Genomic DNA, 15,470 nt, shown 5'->3' with positions numbered 1-15,470 from the left:
CTCAGAAGCCGGTTGGGGTGCGGGTGTGCCAGTCAGTGTTCAACTGATACTGGTGGGCAACGTTCAACAGGCGGCCTTCCTGGAAATACGGGGCGAGCAGTTGCACGCCGACCGGCAGGCCATCGACGAAACCTGCAGGCATGGACAAGCCCGGCAGACCCGCGAGGTTGGCGGTGATGGTGTAGACGTCTTCTAGGTAGGCAGCGACCGGGTCGCTGTTCTTGGCGCCAAGCTTCCAGGCCGGGTTCGGCGTGGTTGGGCCGAGGATGATGTCGACTTCATTGAAGGCGGCCATGAAGTCGTTCTTGATCAGGCGACGAATCTTCTGTGCCTTCAGGTAGTAGGCGTCGTAGTAGCCGGCGGACAGGGCGTAGGCACCGACCATGATGCGGCGCTGCACTTCGGTCCCGAAACCTTCGCCACGGGAGCGCTTGTACAGGTCCTCGAGGTTTTTCGGGTCTGCGCAACGGTAGCCGAAACGCACGCCGTCAAAGCGCGACAGGTTGGAGGAGGCTTCGGCCGGAGCGATCACGTAGTACGCAGGGATTGCATGCTGCATGTTCGGCAGGCTGATTTCCTTGATCACGGCACCGAGCTTTTTCAGCTCTTCAACGCTGGCCATGACCAGATCGGCAATGCGCGGGTCGAGACCGGCGCTGAAATACTCCTTCGGCACGCCGATGCGCAGGCCTTGCAGCGAACCGTTGAGGCTGGCGCTGTAGTCCGGCACGGGTTCATCGATGCTGGTGGAGTCGTTCGGATCGAAGCCGGCCATACCTTGCAACAATATTGCGCAGTCTTCGGCGGTGCGTGCCAACGGGCCGCCCTGATCGAGGCTGGAGGCGTAAGCGATCATGCCCCAGCGCGATACACGACCGTACGTCGGTTTCAGGCCGGTGAGGTTGGTCAAGGCTGCTGGCTGGCGGATCGAACCGCCCGTGTCGGTGCCGGTAGCGGCAGGCAGCAGACGAGCGGCCACTGCGGCGGCCGAGCCACCGGACGAACCGCCCGGTACGTGTTCCAGGTTCCACGGGTTTTTCACCGCGCCGTAGTAGCTCGACTCGTTGGCCGAGCCCATGGCGAATTCGTCCATGTTGGTCTTGCCCAGGGTCACGGCCCCGGCAGCAGCCAGCTTGGCGACGACGGTGGCGTCGTACGGTGCCTTGAAGTTGTCGAGCATCTTCGAGCCGCAGCTGGTGCGAATGCCCTGGGTGCAGAACAGGTCTTTGTGCGCGATCGGCGCGCCGAGCAGGGCACCATTCTCACCCTTGGCACGGCGTGCGTCGGCGGCTTTCGCCTGCTGCAGCGCCAGGTCCTCGGTGAGGCTGATGAAACTGTTGAGCTGCGGATCGAGCTGGGCGATGCGCGCCAGCAGGACTTGGGTCAGCTCTTCGGAGGAAAATTTTTTATCGGCGAGTCCGCGGGCGATCTCGGCCAGAGTCAATTGATGCATTGCAGGCTCTTTCCCTTTAGTCGATGACTTTCGGAACCAGGTACAGGCCGTTTTCGACCGCTGGTGCGATGGACTGGTAGGCCTCGCGGTTATTGGTCTCGGTCACGACGTCCGCACGCAGGCGCTGGCTGGCCTCCAGTGGGTGGGCCAGCGGCTCGATACCGTCGGTATTGACCGCCTGCATTTCGTCGACCAGCCCGAGAATGCTGTTGAGGGCCGAAGTGATGTGTGGAAGATCGGCATCATTAAGGCCAAGGCAGGCCAGATGAGCGATTTTTTCCACGTCGGAGCGTTCTAGCGCCATTGGGATTCTCCAGTGGAAAACAAAACGGACGGCGTCCGTGTGTTAGATTGTCGGAACACTACCGCACTTCTACGGTCATAAGGCCGCGATTGTGGGGCTTGGTGCACAGAAAAGCGGCCAATTTAACATATTGGCGCCTTGCCCAAAATCCCTGTCGTTGTTAGAGTTTGCCGCACTTTTTTACCCACGCGTTGCCTAGGGTCCCTTTCCCATGTTCAAGAAACTGCGTGGCATGTTTTCCAGCGATCTTTCCATTGACCTGGGCACTGCCAACACCCTTATTTACGTGCGCGAGCGCGGTATCGTCCTGAATGAGCCATCGGTTGTGGCCATTCGGACACACGGTAACCAGAAAAGTGTCGTTGCTGTCGGCACCGAGGCCAAGCGCATGCTCGGCCGTACGCCGGGCAACATTGCTGCCATTCGTCCGATGAAGGACGGCGTGATCGCCGACTTCAGCGTCTGCGAAAAGATGCTGCAGTACTTCATCAACAAGGTTCACGAAAACAGCTTCCTGCAGCCTAGCCCGCGCGTGTTGATCTGCGTTCCTTGCAAATCCACCCAGGTTGAGCGTCGCGCCATCCGTGAATCGGCCCTCGGTGCCGGTGCCCGCGAAGTGTTCCTGATCGAAGAGCCAATGGCCGCTGCGATCGGTGCCGGCCTTCCGGTTGAAGAAGCTCGCGGCTCGATGGTCGTGGATATCGGTGGTGGTACCACCGAAATCGCGCTGATCTCCCTGAACGGTGTGGTTTACGCCGAATCCGTACGGGTTGGCGGCGACCGCTTCGACGAAGCGATCATTACCTACGTGCGTCGCAACTACGGCAGCCTGATCGGCGAGTCGACTGCAGAGCGCATCAAGCAGGAAATCGGTACAGCCTACCCGGGCGGCGAAGTGCGTGAAGTCGACGTACGTGGCCGTAACCTGGCCGAAGGCGTTCCTCGCGCATTCACCCTGAACTCCAACGAAGTGCTGGAGGCCCTGCAAGAGTCCCTGGCGACCATCGTTCAGGCGGTGAAGAGCGCACTGGAGCAATCGCCTCCGGAGCTGGCATCCGATATCGCCGAGCGTGGTCTGGTACTGACCGGTGGTGGCGCCTTGCTGCGTGACCTCGACAAGTTGCTGGCCCAGGAAACCGGTCTGCCGGTGATCGTCGCCGAAGACCCGTTGACCTGCGTTGCTCGCGGCGGTGGCCGTGCATTGGAAATGATGGACAAGCACACCATGGATCTGCTCTCCAGCGAATAAGTCGCCGGATTGCCTTCATGCTGTTGAGCGCGCAGGCAGCACTTTGCAGTGCTGCCTGTTCGCGTTTATCTTCTGTCAGTCTGCATCCAGGCCGGTTTGATGCCGTATGAATAAAGAGAACATTTGCCTGGGAGGAGCGGCTTATTAAACCGCTTTTCACCAAGGGTCCCTCACTGGGCGTGCGCTTGTTGGTGCTGGTCGTGCTTTCGGTCGCGCTGATGGTGGTCGATGCCCGCTTCACACTGCTCAAGCCAGTGCGTAGCCAGATGTCGCTGGTGCTGATGCAGTCTTACTGGATCACCGACCTGCCGCAGCGGCTATGGCAGGGTGTGGCCAGCCAGTTTGGCAGTCGCACCGAACTGGTCGCTGAAAACGAAAAACTCAAGACCGAAAACCTGCTGTTGCAGGGGCGCATGCAAAAGCTCGCCTCCCTGACCGAGCAGAACGTTCGGCTGCGCGAGTTGCTCAACTCTTCGGCACTGGTCAACGAAAAGGTTGAAGTGGCCGAACTGATCGGCATGGACCCTAACCCGTTCACCCATCGCATCATCATCAACAAAGGTGAGCGCGACGGTGTGGTCCTCGGCCAGCCGGTGCTCGATGCCCGCGGCCTGATGGGCCAGGTGGTCGAGTTGATGCCCTATACCTCCCGCGTCCTGTTGCTGACCGATTCGACCCACAGCATTCCGGTGCAGGTCAACCGCAACGGCTTGCGCGCAATTGCCAGCGGCACCGGTAACCCGGAACGCCTCGAACTGCGTCACGTGGCCGATACCGCCGACATCAAGGAAGGCGATCTGCTGGTCAGCTCCGGCCTCGGCCAGCGTTTCCCGGCGGGTTATCCGGTGGCCACGGTCAAGGAAGTGATTCATGACTCCGGCCAGCCGTTTGCAATTGTCCGGGCAGTGCCGACCGCCGCCCTGAATCGCAGCCGTTACCTGCTGCTGGTATTCAGCGACGGGCGCACCGCCGAAGAGCGTGCCAACGATGCCGCGCAGGCCCAGGAGTCTCTGGATGCGCAGGGTGGCGGGCCTATCATCCCGGCGACCGTGCCAAAACCTGCGGTCGTTCCGGCTGCCGTCGCGGCACCGGCAACGCCGGCGGCTCCAGCGGCTGCCCCGGCAACCGCCGCTCCGGCCAAACCTGTTACCGCGCATCCTGCCGCTGCCAAGCCGCCCGCGACAGCGGCCAAGCCACCGGCAGCACCACCCGCTGCCGTGAAACCTGCTGCCAAACCGCCTGTCTCCGCGCCGGCTACCACTGGGAGGCAAGAATAATGGTGGGTGTCAAAGCCTCCCGAAACGGCTGGATCGTCTGGCTGACGTTCGCCATCGGCATGCTGCTCAGCGTTTCGCCGTTGCCGCAATTCATGGAAATCCTTCGCCCCCTGTGGCTGGCATTGCTGTTGGCATTCTGGGCGTTGGCCCTGCCGCAGAAAGTCGGAATGGTCACCGCGTGGTGTCTGGGCCTGGCTGAAGACGTGTTGTATGGCACGCTGCTCGGCCAGAACGCCTTGATCCTGACCCTCATCACCTACCTGGTGCTGGCGCTGCAACAACGCCTGCGGATGTTCCCGATGTGGCAGCAGAGCCTGGTGATCCTGGTCATTTTCGGCCTCGCGCAGCTGGTTCAACTGTGGTTGAGCGCCCTGACCGGCAACCGTCAGCCAACGCTGGCGCTGGTTTTGCCGGCACTGGTCAGCGCATTGCTCTGGCCCTGGATCAGCTTCGGTTTGCGCGGATTGCGTCGGCGCTACAAAATCAACTGATTAGGTCAGGCATTTGCCTCCAACTCGACAGGGAGATGTCTTGATGAAATCGCTGTACCTCGCCTCTGGCTCGCCGCGTCGGCGTGAACTGCTCACGCAGATCGGCGTGCCGTTCACCGCCATCAGTGCGGACATCGATGAAACCCCCCTGACTCACGAATCCCCTTCGGCCTATGTCGAGCGATTGGCACGCGGCAAGGCAGCGGCTGGCCGCGATGTCGTGGTGTCCGATGCGCCGTTCTGTGTGTTGGGGGCCGATACCGCCGTGGTGCTCGACGGCAAAATTCTCGGCAAACCGGTTGATGAAGCTGACGCTTGCGCCATGCTGAAGATGTTGTCCGGTAAAGAACATGAAGTCCTGACGGCCATTGCGCTGCTCGACGGTGAACGCTGCGAGTCGCGGGTCGTGCGCAGTGTGGTGCGATTTCGCGCCATCGACAGCGATGAATCGGCGGCCTATTGGGCCAGTGGCGAGCCACAGGACAAGGCGGGTGGCTATGGAATTCAAGGATTGGGTGCGGTGTTTGTCGCCGGACTCGATGGAAGTTACTCAGCGGTGGTTGGACTGCCGCTGTGCGAAACCGCGGAACTGCTCGGCCATTTCGGCATACCCTGTTGGCAAACCCATAACGCGCGTTAAGCGTCGTACTGACCAGATGCGGCCATTATCGTGAACATGCCTGAACGAGACCCTGCCATGAGTGAAGAGATCCTGATCAACATCACGCCGATGGAATCACGCGTGGCGGTGGTCGAAAACGGTGTGCTGCAAGAGGTCCATGTCGAGCGCACGCAAAAGCGCGGGATCGTCGGCAACATCTACAAAGGCAAAGTCGTACGGGTATTGCCGGGCATGCAGGCGGCATTTGTCGATATCGGCCTGGATCGTGCGGCGTTCATTCACGCTTCGGAAATTTCCCTGCGCGAAGGCCCGGCGGTAGAGAGCATCAGTGCCCTGGTGCATGAAGGTCAAAGCCTGGTGGTGCAAGTCACCAAGGACCCGATCGGTTCCAAAGGCGCGCGCCTGACCACCCAGCTGTCGATTCCTTCGCGCTACCTGGTGTACATGCCGCGCACCGCGCATGTCGGCATTTCGCTGAAGATCGAAGACGAAGCCGAGCGCGAACGCCTCAAGCAAGTTGTTAGCGATTGTGTCGCCAAAGAAGGTATCCAGGAGGCTGGCGGTTTTATCCTGCGCACGGCAGCCGAAGGTGCCGGGGCTGACGAAATCCTGATGGACATTCGCTACCTGCGCCGGCTGTGGGACCAGATCAACGCCCAGATCAAAACCATTAGCGCCCCCAGCGTGATCTATGAAGACCTCGGTCTGGCGCTGCGCACCCTGCGTGACCTGGTGAGCCCGAAGATCGAGAAAATCCGCATCGATTCTCGGGAAACCTTCCAGAAAACCACACAGTTCGTCGCCGAACTGATGCCGGAGATCGCCGATCGTCTGGAACATTACCCGGGCGAGCGACCGATTTTCGACCTGTACGGCGTCGAAGACGAAATCCAGAAAGCCCTCGAACGCAAGGTGCCGCTCAAGTCCGGCGGCTATCTGGTGGTCGATCCGGCGGAAGCCATGAGCACCATTGACGTCAACACCGGAGCGTTCGTCGGTCATCGCAATCTTGAAGAAACCATCTTCAAGACCAACCTGGAAGCCGCAACCGCCATCGCTCGCCAGCTGCGCCTGCGCAACCTGGGCGGGATCATCATCATCGACTTCATCGACATGGAAGATGAGGAGCACCAACGCCAGGTGCTGCGGACCCTGGAGAAGCAGCTTGAGCGTGATCACGCCAAGACCAACATCATCGGCATCACCGAGTTGGGCCTGGTGCAGATGACGCGCAAGCGCACCCGCGAAAGCCTGGAACAGGTGTTGTGCGAGCCGTGCACCAGCTGCCAGGGCCGCGGCAAGTTGAAGACGCCTGAAACCATCTGCTACGAAATCTTCCGCGAAATCCTCCGGGAGGCTCGCGCCTATCAGGCGGAAGGCTATCGTGTATTGGCGAACCAGAAAGTTGTCGACCGCCTGCTCGATGAGGAGTCGGGCAACGTCGCCGAACTGGAAGGCTTTATCGGGCGCACCATCCGGTTCCAGGTAGAAACCATGTATTCCCAGGAACAATACGACGTGGTGTTGCTCTGAGTCGCAGCGTCTTAACTTTTCCTGCACGGCTGGCCTCAGCTTTTTGCAAAACTTTTGCCATGGGAGCCAACTGACATGGAGCGTCTGACACGCATTCTGGCCGCACTGACCCGTTGGGGTCTGGGCCTGTGCGCGTTGGCTTTGGTGCTGATGGCGTTGTACGTCAGCCTTGGACGCGAACTGGCCCCCCTGGTGGCCGAGTACAGTGTCGAGGTCGAAACCAAGGCCAGCGAGGCCTTGGGCATGCCGCTGCAGATCGGCGAGCTGAAAGGCAGCTGGAGTGGCTTCGCGCCTATATTGTCGGCTCACGATGTGACGGTCGGGGAAGGCGCCAATGCCCTGCACCTGGAAAAGGTACGCGCAGTACCGGACCTTTGGGAGAGTTTACTGGCGCGTGAAGTACGCATCGCCCATCTGCAATTCAGCGGCCTGAAGATCAGCCTCAAGCAAGGCGATGACGGCCAGTGGGCGCTGGAAGGCTTGCCGGCGAAAGATGACAAGCCTCTCGATCCGCAGCACTTGCTCACTCGCATGCAAATGATCCAGCAGTTGTCGGTACTCGACAGCCAGGTCACTTTACAGCCGTGGGGTGCATCGCCGCTGACCCTGACGTATGTCGGTCTGAATTTGAAAACCGGTGCCACTCGTCAGCGACTCGATGCCCGTTTGACCCTGCCCGATGGCCAGCCAGTGGCGATGAGCGTGCGCACCCGCATTCGCGCCAGCCAGTGGAAGGAGGGTGAAGCCGAGGTTTACCTGAGCCTGCCGCAAAGCGACTGGTCGAAATGGCTGCCCGAGAGCGTCAGTCAGCAGTGGAATTTCTCCGAGATCAAGGCCGGTGGCGAGCTGTGGGCGACTTGGGGCCAGGGCGCGCTGCAAAGCGCGGCGGTGCGTTTGAATGCGCCGCAACTCAAGGGGGCCTACGCCGAACGCAAGCCGATCAAGATCGATAATCTGGCGCTCAACGGCTACTTCCAGCGCAGCGCCCAGGGCATGCTGGTGACGGTCGACTCCCTTGCGATGAATCTTGGCAAAACTCGCTGGGAATCACGCCTGCAAGTCAAGCAAACCGCGGCCAGCGACAAGTCGGAAGAGCTTTGGCACCTGCAGGCGGACCGACTCGACCTCACGCCGCTCACCCCTTTGCTCAATGCCTTGGCGCCACTGCCTGAAGGCTTTGCCACCGTGGTCGAGCGGCTCAAGGTCACCGGCGTGATGCGCAATGTCTTGATCGACGTGCGGCCCAATGCCACCGACGACAGCAAGTTCAGTTTTGCCGCGAATCTTGAACAGATCGGTTTCGACGCTTATCACGGCGCTCCGGCGGCGCGAAACGTCACGGGCAGTATCAGCGGTGACCTTGGCCATGGTGAATTGCGCATGGACAGCAAGGATTTCATGCTGCACCTGGACCCGATTTTCGCCAAGCCATGGCAGTACATTCAGGCCAACGCCCGCCTGACCTGGAAGCTCGACAAAGAAGGTTTCACCCTGATCGCGCCGTACCTGAAGGTATTGGGCGAGGAGGGCAAGATTGCCGGCGACTTCCTGATCCGCCTGCATTTCGATCACACCCAGGAAGACTACATGGACCTGCGGGTAGGTCTGGTGGACGGTGACGGTCGCTACACGGCCAAGTACCTGCCGGCCGTCCTCAGTCCCGGGCTGGACGAATGGTTGCGCACGGCGATTCTCAAAGGTGCGGTGGATCAGGGGTTCTTCCAGTACCAAGGTTCGTTGAACCATGGCGCAGCCGACACGGCGCGCAGCATCAGCCTGTTTTTCAAGGTGCACGATGCCGAGTTGGCGTTCCAGCCGGGATGGCCTCATGTCAGCAAGGTCACGGGCGATGTGTTCGTTGAAGACAGCGGCGTGCGGATTCTGGCCAGCAAGGGGCAATTGCTCGACACCCAGGTCAGCGACATTTACGTCAACATTCCCCATGTCCCGGAAGGGCACAGCACCCATCTGTTTCTCGACGGCGCGTTTGCCGGGGGGCTGGGCGATGGCTTGAAAATCCTTCAGCAAGCGCCGATCGGTACCGCGGACACCTTTGCCGGTTGGGAAGGCGAGGGTGATCTGCAAGGCAAGCTGAAACTGGATATCCCGCTGGTCAAGGGCGAGCAACCGAAGATCCTGGTCGACTTCAAGACAGCCAGGTCCCGTCTGAAATTGCCCGAGCCGCCTCTGGAACTGACGCAACTCAAAGGCGACTTCCGTTTCGACAGTGCCAAGGGCCTGAGCGGGCAAAACATCACGGCTCGAGCATTCGACAAACCGGTGAGCGCGCAGATTTTCGCCGATGGGCGCGAGGGCAAGCTCAATACCCGGGTCATCGCTTCGGGGCAGGTCGAGGTCAAGAAACTGACCGACTGGCTGAGCGTCACTCAGCCGTTGCCGGTGAGCGGCGTGATCCCCTATCAATTGCAACTGACCCTGGATGGCGCCGACAGTCAACTGATGGTCAACTCCAATCTCAAGGGCGTCACGGTCGATTTGCCGGCACCTTTCGGTATGTCGGCCGACGCTGGGCGTGATACGACCTTCCGCATGACCCTGCAAGGCGCGGAGCGCCGCTACTGGGTGAACTACGGCGAACTGGCCAACTTCACCTTTGCCGCGCCGACGGGCAATTTTGCCAACGGCCGTGGTGAGTTGTTCCTGGGTAACGGCGATGCCGTCCTGCCCGGTGCAAAGGGCTTGCGGATCCGCGGGGTGCTGTCGGAGCTGGACGTCGGCCCATGGCAGGATCTGGTGGCCAAGTACGCCGGGCAAGACCCCGGTGGCAGCGCCAAACAGTTGCTCAGCGGCGCCGATTTCAAGGTCGGCAAGCTCACCGCCCTCGGCACGACGCTGGATCAGGCATCGATACAGTTGACGCGCAAACCGTCCGCCTGGGCTATGCAACTCGACAGCCAGCAGGTCAAGGGCAGCGCCAGCTTCCCTGATGCGAAAGCCGCGCCGATGGTGATCAATCTGCAGACCGTACGTCTGCCTGCACCTGACCCGACGGTCCTGGCCGATGAAAATGCACCAGATCCGTTGGCATCGGTGGACCCGACCAAGATCCCGGCGCTGGATATCACCATCAATCAACTCTTCCAGGGTAACGACCTGGTGGGGGCCTGGTCGCTGAAGGTGCGCCCGACAGCCAAGGGCATTGCTCTCAATTCACTGGACATGGGCCTCAAAGGCATCCTGTTGCAGGGCAGCGGCGGTTGGGAAGGCGCGCCCGGCGCCAGTACCAGCTGGTACAAGGGGCGCATCAGCGGCAAGAACCTGGCGGATGTGCTCAAGGGCTGGGGCTTCGCGCCAAGCGTTACCAGTCAGGAATTCCGTATGGATGTCGACGGCCGCTGGCCCGGTTCGCCGGCGTGGCTGGCCTCCAAGCGTTTCTCCGGCACCCTTGATGCGTCGATGAAGGAAGGCCAGTTTGTTGAAGTCGAAGGCGGGGCCCAGGCGCTGCGGGTGTTTGGTCTGCTCAACTTCAACTCTATCGGCCGACGGTTGCGCCTGGACTTTTCCGATCTGTTTGGCAAAGGCCTGAGCTATGACCGGGTCAAGGGGCTGCTGGTAGCAACCAACGGCGTGTACGTCACCCGTGAGCCCATTCAGATGACCGGCCCTTCGAGCAATGTTGAGCTCAACGGTACCCTGAATCTGGTGGGCGATCAGATTGATGCCAAATTGCTGGTGACGTTACCGGTGACCAACAATTTGCCGATTGCCGCACTGATCGTCGGTGCCCCGGCCATTGGTGGGGCGCTGTTCCTGATCGACAAATTGATCGGTGATCGCGTGGCCCGTTTCGCCAGCGTGAAGTACACCGTCAAGGGCCCGTGGAAAGACCCGAAAATCACCTACGACAAGCCTTTTTGAAACGCCATCTCCGGGTGCCTATGGAGTAGCATGGCCAGACCAACTCCCCTTGTGGGAGCGAGCCTGCTCGCGAAGAATGTGAGAGCGCCGCATTCCTTCAGGCAGCACGCGTTATCGTTCACGTCCATCGCGAGCAAGCTCGCTCCTACGGGTCTGTGTTGATTTCAATAAGGAAAAGGCCATGTCTGTTGCGGTAATTCAAATGGTCAGCCAGAGCGATGTGCTGGCCAACCTGGCCCAGGCTCGACGCCTGCTGGAGCAGGCCGCGGCCGCCGGTGCCGTACTTGCCGTGCTGCCGGAAAATTTTGCCGCCATGGGGCGACGGGACATCGCCGATATCGGTCGCGCAGAAGCGCTGGGCGAGGGGCCGATCCTGCCGTGGTTGAAACAGACCGCACGCGACCTCAAGTTATGGATAGTGGCTGGCACTTTGCCGTTGCCGCCGGTGGATCAACCGACGGCCAAAGTGCATGCCTGCTCGTTGCTGGTCAATGATCAGGGCGAAACGGTGGCGCGCTACGACAAACTGCACCTGTTCGACGTGGACGTGGCGGACAATCGCGGCCGTTATCGCGAATCCGATGACTATGCTTATGGCAGTGGGGTCGTGGTCGCGGACACGCCGGTGGGTCGAGTGGGCCTGACGGTGTGTTATGACTTGCGCTTCCCCGAGCTTTACAGCGAATTGCGTGCTGCCGGTGCGGAATTGATTACCGCACCGTCGGCCTTCACCGCCGTGACCGGCGCCGCTCACTGGGACGTGCTGATTCGCGCGCGGGCCATCGAAACCCAGTGTTATGTGCTCGCGGCCGCCCAGGGTGGGACGCACCCGGGGCCGCGGGAAACCTGGGGGCATGCGGCAATCGTCGACCCATGGGGGAGAGTATTGGCGCAACAGGATCAAGGCGAGGCCGTGCTGCTGGCCGAACGTGACAGCAGCGAACAGGCGTCCATACGGGCGCGGATGCCGGTGTCCAGTCACCGGCGCTTTTTCTCGCAGGGCGCCCAGCGACCTGCATCAGAACGACGAATTTAAGGCGTAAAGCATATGAGCGAGTTGTTGTCCTCAGTCAGTGAACACCTCCTGGCGCCCGGCGGCGTAACGATCGAAAGCCTGCAGGGTGTGCTCGGCGATCTGGCCGGGCCGGGTATCGATGCCGCCGACCTGTACTTTCAGGGGCAGATTTCCGAGTCCTGGGCGCTTGAAGATGGCATCGTCAAGGAAGGCAGTTTCAATCTCGACCAGGGGGTGGGCGTACGGGCGCAATCGGGTGAAAAGACCGGTTTCGCCTACAGCAACGCCATCACCCTGGAGGCCTTGGGCGCGGCAGCCCGTGCTGCCCGTTCGATCTCCCGCGCCGGGCAGAATGGCACGGTGCAAGCCTTCACCACCCAGGACGTTGCGCAGTTGTACGCACCGGACAACCCTCTGGAAGTGCTGACCCGTGCCGAGAAAGTCGATCTGCTCAAGCGGGTCGATGCCGCGACTCGCGCCCTCGACCCGCGTATCCAGCAAGTCACCGTGAGCATGGCCGGCGTCTGGGAGCGGATACTGGTGGCCTCCACCGATGGTGGGCTGGCGGCGGATGTGCGGCCATTGGTGCGCTTCAACGTCAGTGTGATCGTCGAGCAGAATGGCCGCCGCGAACGCGGTGGCCACGGCGGTGGCGGTCGAACCGACTACCGGTATTTCCTCGGTGAAGACCGCGCCATGAGCTATGCCCGTGAAGCGCTGCGCCAGGCGCTGGTCAACCTGGAAGCCATTCCCGCGCCGGCCGGCACCTTGCCAGTGGTGCTCGGCTCCGGTTGGTCGGGCGTGCTGTTGCATGAAGCGGTCGGCCACGGCCTGGAAGGCGATTTCAACCGCAAGGGCAGCTCGGCCTATAGCGGGCGCATGGGCGAGATGGTCGCTTCCAAGCTCTGCACCATCGTCGATGACGGCACCCTGTCCGGTCGCCGTGGCTCACTGAGCGTTGACGACGAAGGCACACCAACCGAGTGCACCACACTGATCGAAAACGGTGTGCTCAAAGGTTACATGCAGGACAAGCTCAACGCGCGCCTGATGGGTGTGGCCCGCACCGGTAACGGACGTCGCGAATCCTACGCGCACCTGCCGATGCCACGCATGACCAACACCTACATGCTGGCCGGCGAAAGCGACCCGGCGGAGATCATCGCCTCGGTGAAAAAGGGCATCTACTGCGCCAACCTTGGCGGCGGTCAGGTCGATATCACCAGTGGCAAGTTTGTGTTCTCCACCAGCGAGGCGTACCTGATCGAGGATGGCAAGATCACTGCTCCGGTCAAAGGTGCGACCTTGATTGGCAACGGCCCGGAAGCCATGAGCAAAGTGTCGATGGTCGGTAACGATCTGGCGCTGGATAGCGGCGTCGGGACATGCGGTAAGGATGGGCAGTCGGTGCCGGTGGGTGTCGGCCAGCCAACGCTGAAAATCGATGCGATTACCGTGGGTGGCACGGGCGCATAAGGGAAGGAGCTGCGGGTGAGACGCCTGGCGACTCACCCGGTCGGAGATTTAACGCAGACCGCGTTGAGTCTCGTCCAGCTCACGGATGTACTTGAAGATCTTGCGGCTGGAAGCAGGAGGCTTGTTTTGCGCAACCTCGTGCTGGGCCTGACGGATCAGGGAACGCAATTGCTGGCGATCGGCGTCAGGGTAGTCGACGACGAATTTTTCCAGCACGGCATCGTCGCCCGCGATCAGGCGATCACGCCAGCGTTCCAGGTTATGGAAACGCTCGTTGTACTGGCGAGTGGAGGCATCGAGTTGATCGAGCAACACCAGAATGGCGTCAGTGTCCTGATCGCGCATCAGTTTGCCGATGAACTGAAGGTGCCGTTTACGCGCGATGTTCGCGGTGTGCTTGGGTGCATCGGCCAAAGCCCGGCGCAAGGCGTCGGTCAAAGGCAGTTTTGCAACCAGGTCAGGCTTGAGTGTTGTAAGGCGCTCGCCAAGGTCAACCAGAGCATGCAGCTCGCGTTTAACCTGGGATTTGCTTTTTTCTCCCGTATCGAGGGAGTCGTCGTAAGAATCAACCATGGTGGCCGTCCGCAAAGAAACGCCGCCATGATAACCAGTCGGGGGCCGCTTGTCCGGCCCGGTCGCTCGATGACCGTTACCGAAAGCAGAATTTGAGTGGAGAACAGCATGAGTGCAGTTGAAAGCGTCGGCCCACAAGCATTGCCGGCACTGCAAGAACAAGTCGAGCAGATCATCGCTGAAGCCAAGCGCCAGGGTGCCAGTGCCTGTGAAGTGGCGGTGTCCCTGGAGCAGGGCCTGTCGACCTCGGTGCGCCAGCGTGAAGTCGAAACCGTCGAATTCAACCGCGATCAGGGCTTTGGTATCACCTTGTATGTCGGTCAGCGCAAAGGCTCGGCCAGCACGTCGGCCAGTGGCCCGGATGCCATCCGCGAAACGGTCGCCGCTGCGCTGGCCATCGCCAAACACACCTCTGAAGACGAAGCCTCGGGCCTGGCGGATGCCGCACTGATGGCCAGGGATCTGCAGGACTTCGATCTGTTCCACGAGTGGGACATTTCTCCGGAGCAAGCCATCGAAAAAGCCCTGCTTTGTGAAGCGGCGGCTTTCGATGCCGACACGCGGATCAAAAACGCCGACGGCACCACCCTGAGTACGCATCAGGGCTGCCGTGTTTACGGCAACAGCCACGGGTTTATCGGCGGCTATGCATCGACCCGGCACAGCCTGAGTTGCGTGATGATCGCCGAGGCCGATGGGCAGATGCAGCGTGATTACTGGTACGACGTGAACCGTCAGGGCAATTTGCTGGCCGATCCTGTGAGCATCGGCCAGCGTGCCGCACAACGGGCAGCCAGCCGCCTGGGTGCGCGTCCGGTCCCGACCTGCGAGGTACCGGTGCTGTTTTCCGCAGAGCTGGCCGGCGGACTGTTCGGTAGTTTCCTGTCGGCGATTTCCGGCGGCAGCCTGTATCGCAAATCATCGTTCCTCGAAGGCACGCTGGGGCAGAAGCTGTTTCCCGAGTGGCTGACCATCGACGAGCGTCCGCACCTGATGCGGGCCTTGGGCAGTGCGGCGTTCGATGGCGATGGCCTGGCGACCTACGCCAAACCGTTCGTCGAAAAAGGCGAACTGGTGTCCTATATCCTCGGCACTTACTCCGGTCGCAAACTCGGCATGCCGAGCACGGCGAATGCCGGTGGCGTGCACAACCTGTTCGTCACCCATGGCGACGAAGACCAGGCGGCCTTGCTGCGCCGCATGGGGCGCGGCCTGCTGGTGACCGAACTGATGGGCCAGGGTCTGAACATGGTGACCGGCGATTACTCCCGCGGCGCGGCGGGGTACTGGGTCGAAAACGGCGAAATTCAGTTCGCGGTCCAGGAAGTCACCATTGCCGGCAACATGCGCGACATGTTCAAGCAAATCCTGGCCGTGGGTAACGACCTGGAACTGCGCAGCAACATTCGTACGGGGTCGGTGCTGATCGAACGAATGACGGTGGCTGGCAGCTAACTTCCAGTCGCTACAAAAAAGGCGCGCCACCCATCGGGTGGCGCGCCTTTTTATTGGGCATCGCACAATCCCTTTGTGGGAGCGAGCCTGCTCGCGAAGGCGGCCGACCATTCAACCATTATGTCGGCTGACACACCGCATTC

General features: G+C 61.0%; 12 protein-coding genes. 9 read left to right on the top strand and 3 right to left on the bottom strand.

Translation table 11 applies throughout. The features are described 5' to 3' along the window. Position 1: 1 nt before the first annotated feature. Positions 2–1,453, bottom strand: coding sequence for an Asp-tRNA(Asn)/Glu-tRNA(Gln) amidotransferase subunit GatA (gene gatA / locus HNQ83_RS25120; protein WP_175391450.1), 1,452 nt, complete (start codon positions 1,451–1,453; stop codon positions 2–4). A gap of 16 nt (positions 1,454–1,469) precedes the next feature. Next, positions 1,470–1,757, bottom strand: a complete 288-nt coding sequence (gatC, locus tag HNQ83_RS25115; protein ID WP_007976465.1) for an Asp-tRNA(Asn)/Glu-tRNA(Gln) amidotransferase subunit GatC — start codon at positions 1,755–1,757, stop codon at positions 1,470–1,472. 211 nt (positions 1,758–1,968) lie between these two features. Between gatC and mreB the strand changes: the two genes are divergently transcribed. From mreB to tldD, 8 genes are all read left to right on the top strand, one after another. Then, positions 1,969–3,006 (top strand): rod shape-determining protein MreB, encoded by a 1,038-nt coding sequence (gene mreB, locus HNQ83_RS25110; RefSeq protein ID WP_002555108.1) that lies wholly within the window; start codon positions 1,969–1,971, stop codon positions 3,004–3,006. Between the two features lie 143 nt (positions 3,007–3,149). Further along, entirely contained in the window at positions 3,150–4,283 is a 1,134-nt protein-coding gene (gene mreC / locus HNQ83_RS25105; RefSeq protein ID WP_175391471.1) for a rod shape-determining protein MreC, read from the top strand. Beyond that, the gene (gene mreD, locus HNQ83_RS25100; protein WP_175391449.1) at positions 4,283–4,774 is read left to right on the top strand and encodes a rod shape-determining protein MreD; all 492 of its coding nucleotides are present in this window, start codon (positions 4,283–4,285) and stop codon (positions 4,772–4,774) included. Before mreC ends, mreD begins: the two co-directional genes overlap by 1 nt. Positions 4,775–4,817: 43 nt before the next feature. Then, on the top strand, positions 4,818–5,414 hold the full coding sequence (locus HNQ83_RS25095) for a nucleoside triphosphate pyrophosphatase (protein ID WP_175391448.1): 597 nt from the start codon (positions 4,818–4,820) through the stop codon (positions 5,412–5,414). Between the two features lie 57 nt (positions 5,415–5,471). Further along, positions 5,472–6,929, top strand: coding sequence for a ribonuclease G (gene rng, locus HNQ83_RS25090; protein ID WP_175391447.1), 1,458 nt, complete (start codon positions 5,472–5,474; stop codon positions 6,927–6,929). A gap of 75 nt (positions 6,930–7,004) precedes the next feature. Beyond that, positions 7,005–10,808, top strand: coding sequence for a YhdP family protein (locus HNQ83_RS25085; RefSeq protein WP_175391446.1), 3,804 nt, complete (start codon positions 7,005–7,007; stop codon positions 10,806–10,808). 181 nt (positions 10,809–10,989) lie between these two features. Continuing rightward, positions 10,990–11,844, top strand: coding sequence for a carbon-nitrogen hydrolase family protein (locus HNQ83_RS25080; protein WP_175391445.1), 855 nt, complete (start codon positions 10,990–10,992; stop codon positions 11,842–11,844). 12 nt (positions 11,845–11,856) lie between these two features. Then, on the top strand, positions 11,857–13,299 hold the full coding sequence (tldD, locus tag HNQ83_RS25075; protein ID WP_175391444.1) for a metalloprotease TldD: 1,443 nt from the start codon (positions 11,857–11,859) through the stop codon (positions 13,297–13,299). Between the two features lie 48 nt (positions 13,300–13,347). Here the strand turns inward: tldD and yjgA are convergent, their stop codons facing one another. After that, on the bottom strand, positions 13,348–13,872 hold the full coding sequence (yjgA, locus tag HNQ83_RS25070; RefSeq protein ID WP_150769393.1) for a ribosome biogenesis factor YjgA: 525 nt from the start codon (positions 13,870–13,872) through the stop codon (positions 13,348–13,350). A gap of 108 nt (positions 13,873–13,980) precedes the next feature. On the opposite strand from yjgA, the gene pmbA reads away from it, so the two are divergent. After that, entirely contained in the window at positions 13,981–15,327 is a 1,347-nt protein-coding gene (gene pmbA / locus HNQ83_RS25065; RefSeq protein WP_175391443.1) for a metalloprotease PmbA, read from the top strand. Positions 15,328–15,470 lie beyond the last annotated feature (143 nt).

This window comes from Pseudomonas sp. C2B4 (assembly GCF_013359695.1).
In the GTDB taxonomy this organism is placed as follows: domain Bacteria; phylum Pseudomonadota; class Gammaproteobacteria; order Pseudomonadales; family Pseudomonadaceae; genus Aquipseudomonas.
This window is presented reverse-complemented; position numbering and strand designations above follow the sequence as displayed.

Bases quoted from the DNA above. Each gene is read 5' to 3' on its own strand.
- gatA (WP_175391450.1), bottom strand. From the start codon at position 1,453: ATGCATCAATTGACTCTGGCCGAGATCGCCCGCGGACTCGCCGATAAA.
- gatC (WP_007976465.1), bottom strand. From the start codon at position 1,757: ATGGCGCTAGAACGCTCCGACGTGGAAAAAATCGCTCATCTGGCCTGC.
- mreB (WP_002555108.1), top strand. From the start codon at position 1,969: ATGTTCAAGAAACTGCGTGGCATGTTTTCCAGCGATCTTTCCATTGAC.
- mreD (WP_175391449.1), top strand. From the start codon at position 4,283: ATGGTGGGTGTCAAAGCCTCCCGAAACGGCTGGATCGTCTGGCTGACG.
- HNQ83_RS25095 (WP_175391448.1), top strand. From the start codon at position 4,818: ATGAAATCGCTGTACCTCGCCTCTGGCTCGCCGCGTCGGCGTGAACTG.
- rng (WP_175391447.1), top strand. From the start codon at position 5,472: ATGAGTGAAGAGATCCTGATCAACATCACGCCGATGGAATCACGCGTG.
- HNQ83_RS25085 (WP_175391446.1), top strand. From the start codon at position 7,005: ATGGAGCGTCTGACACGCATTCTGGCCGCACTGACCCGTTGGGGTCTG.
- HNQ83_RS25080 (WP_175391445.1), top strand. From the start codon at position 10,990: ATGTCTGTTGCGGTAATTCAAATGGTCAGCCAGAGCGATGTGCTGGCC.
- tldD (WP_175391444.1), top strand. From the start codon at position 11,857: ATGAGCGAGTTGTTGTCCTCAGTCAGTGAACACCTCCTGGCGCCCGGC.
- yjgA (WP_150769393.1), bottom strand. From the start codon at position 13,872: ATGGTTGATTCTTACGACGACTCCCTCGATACGGGAGAAAAAAGCAAA.
- pmbA (WP_175391443.1), top strand. From the start codon at position 13,981: ATGAGTGCAGTTGAAAGCGTCGGCCCACAAGCATTGCCGGCACTGCAA.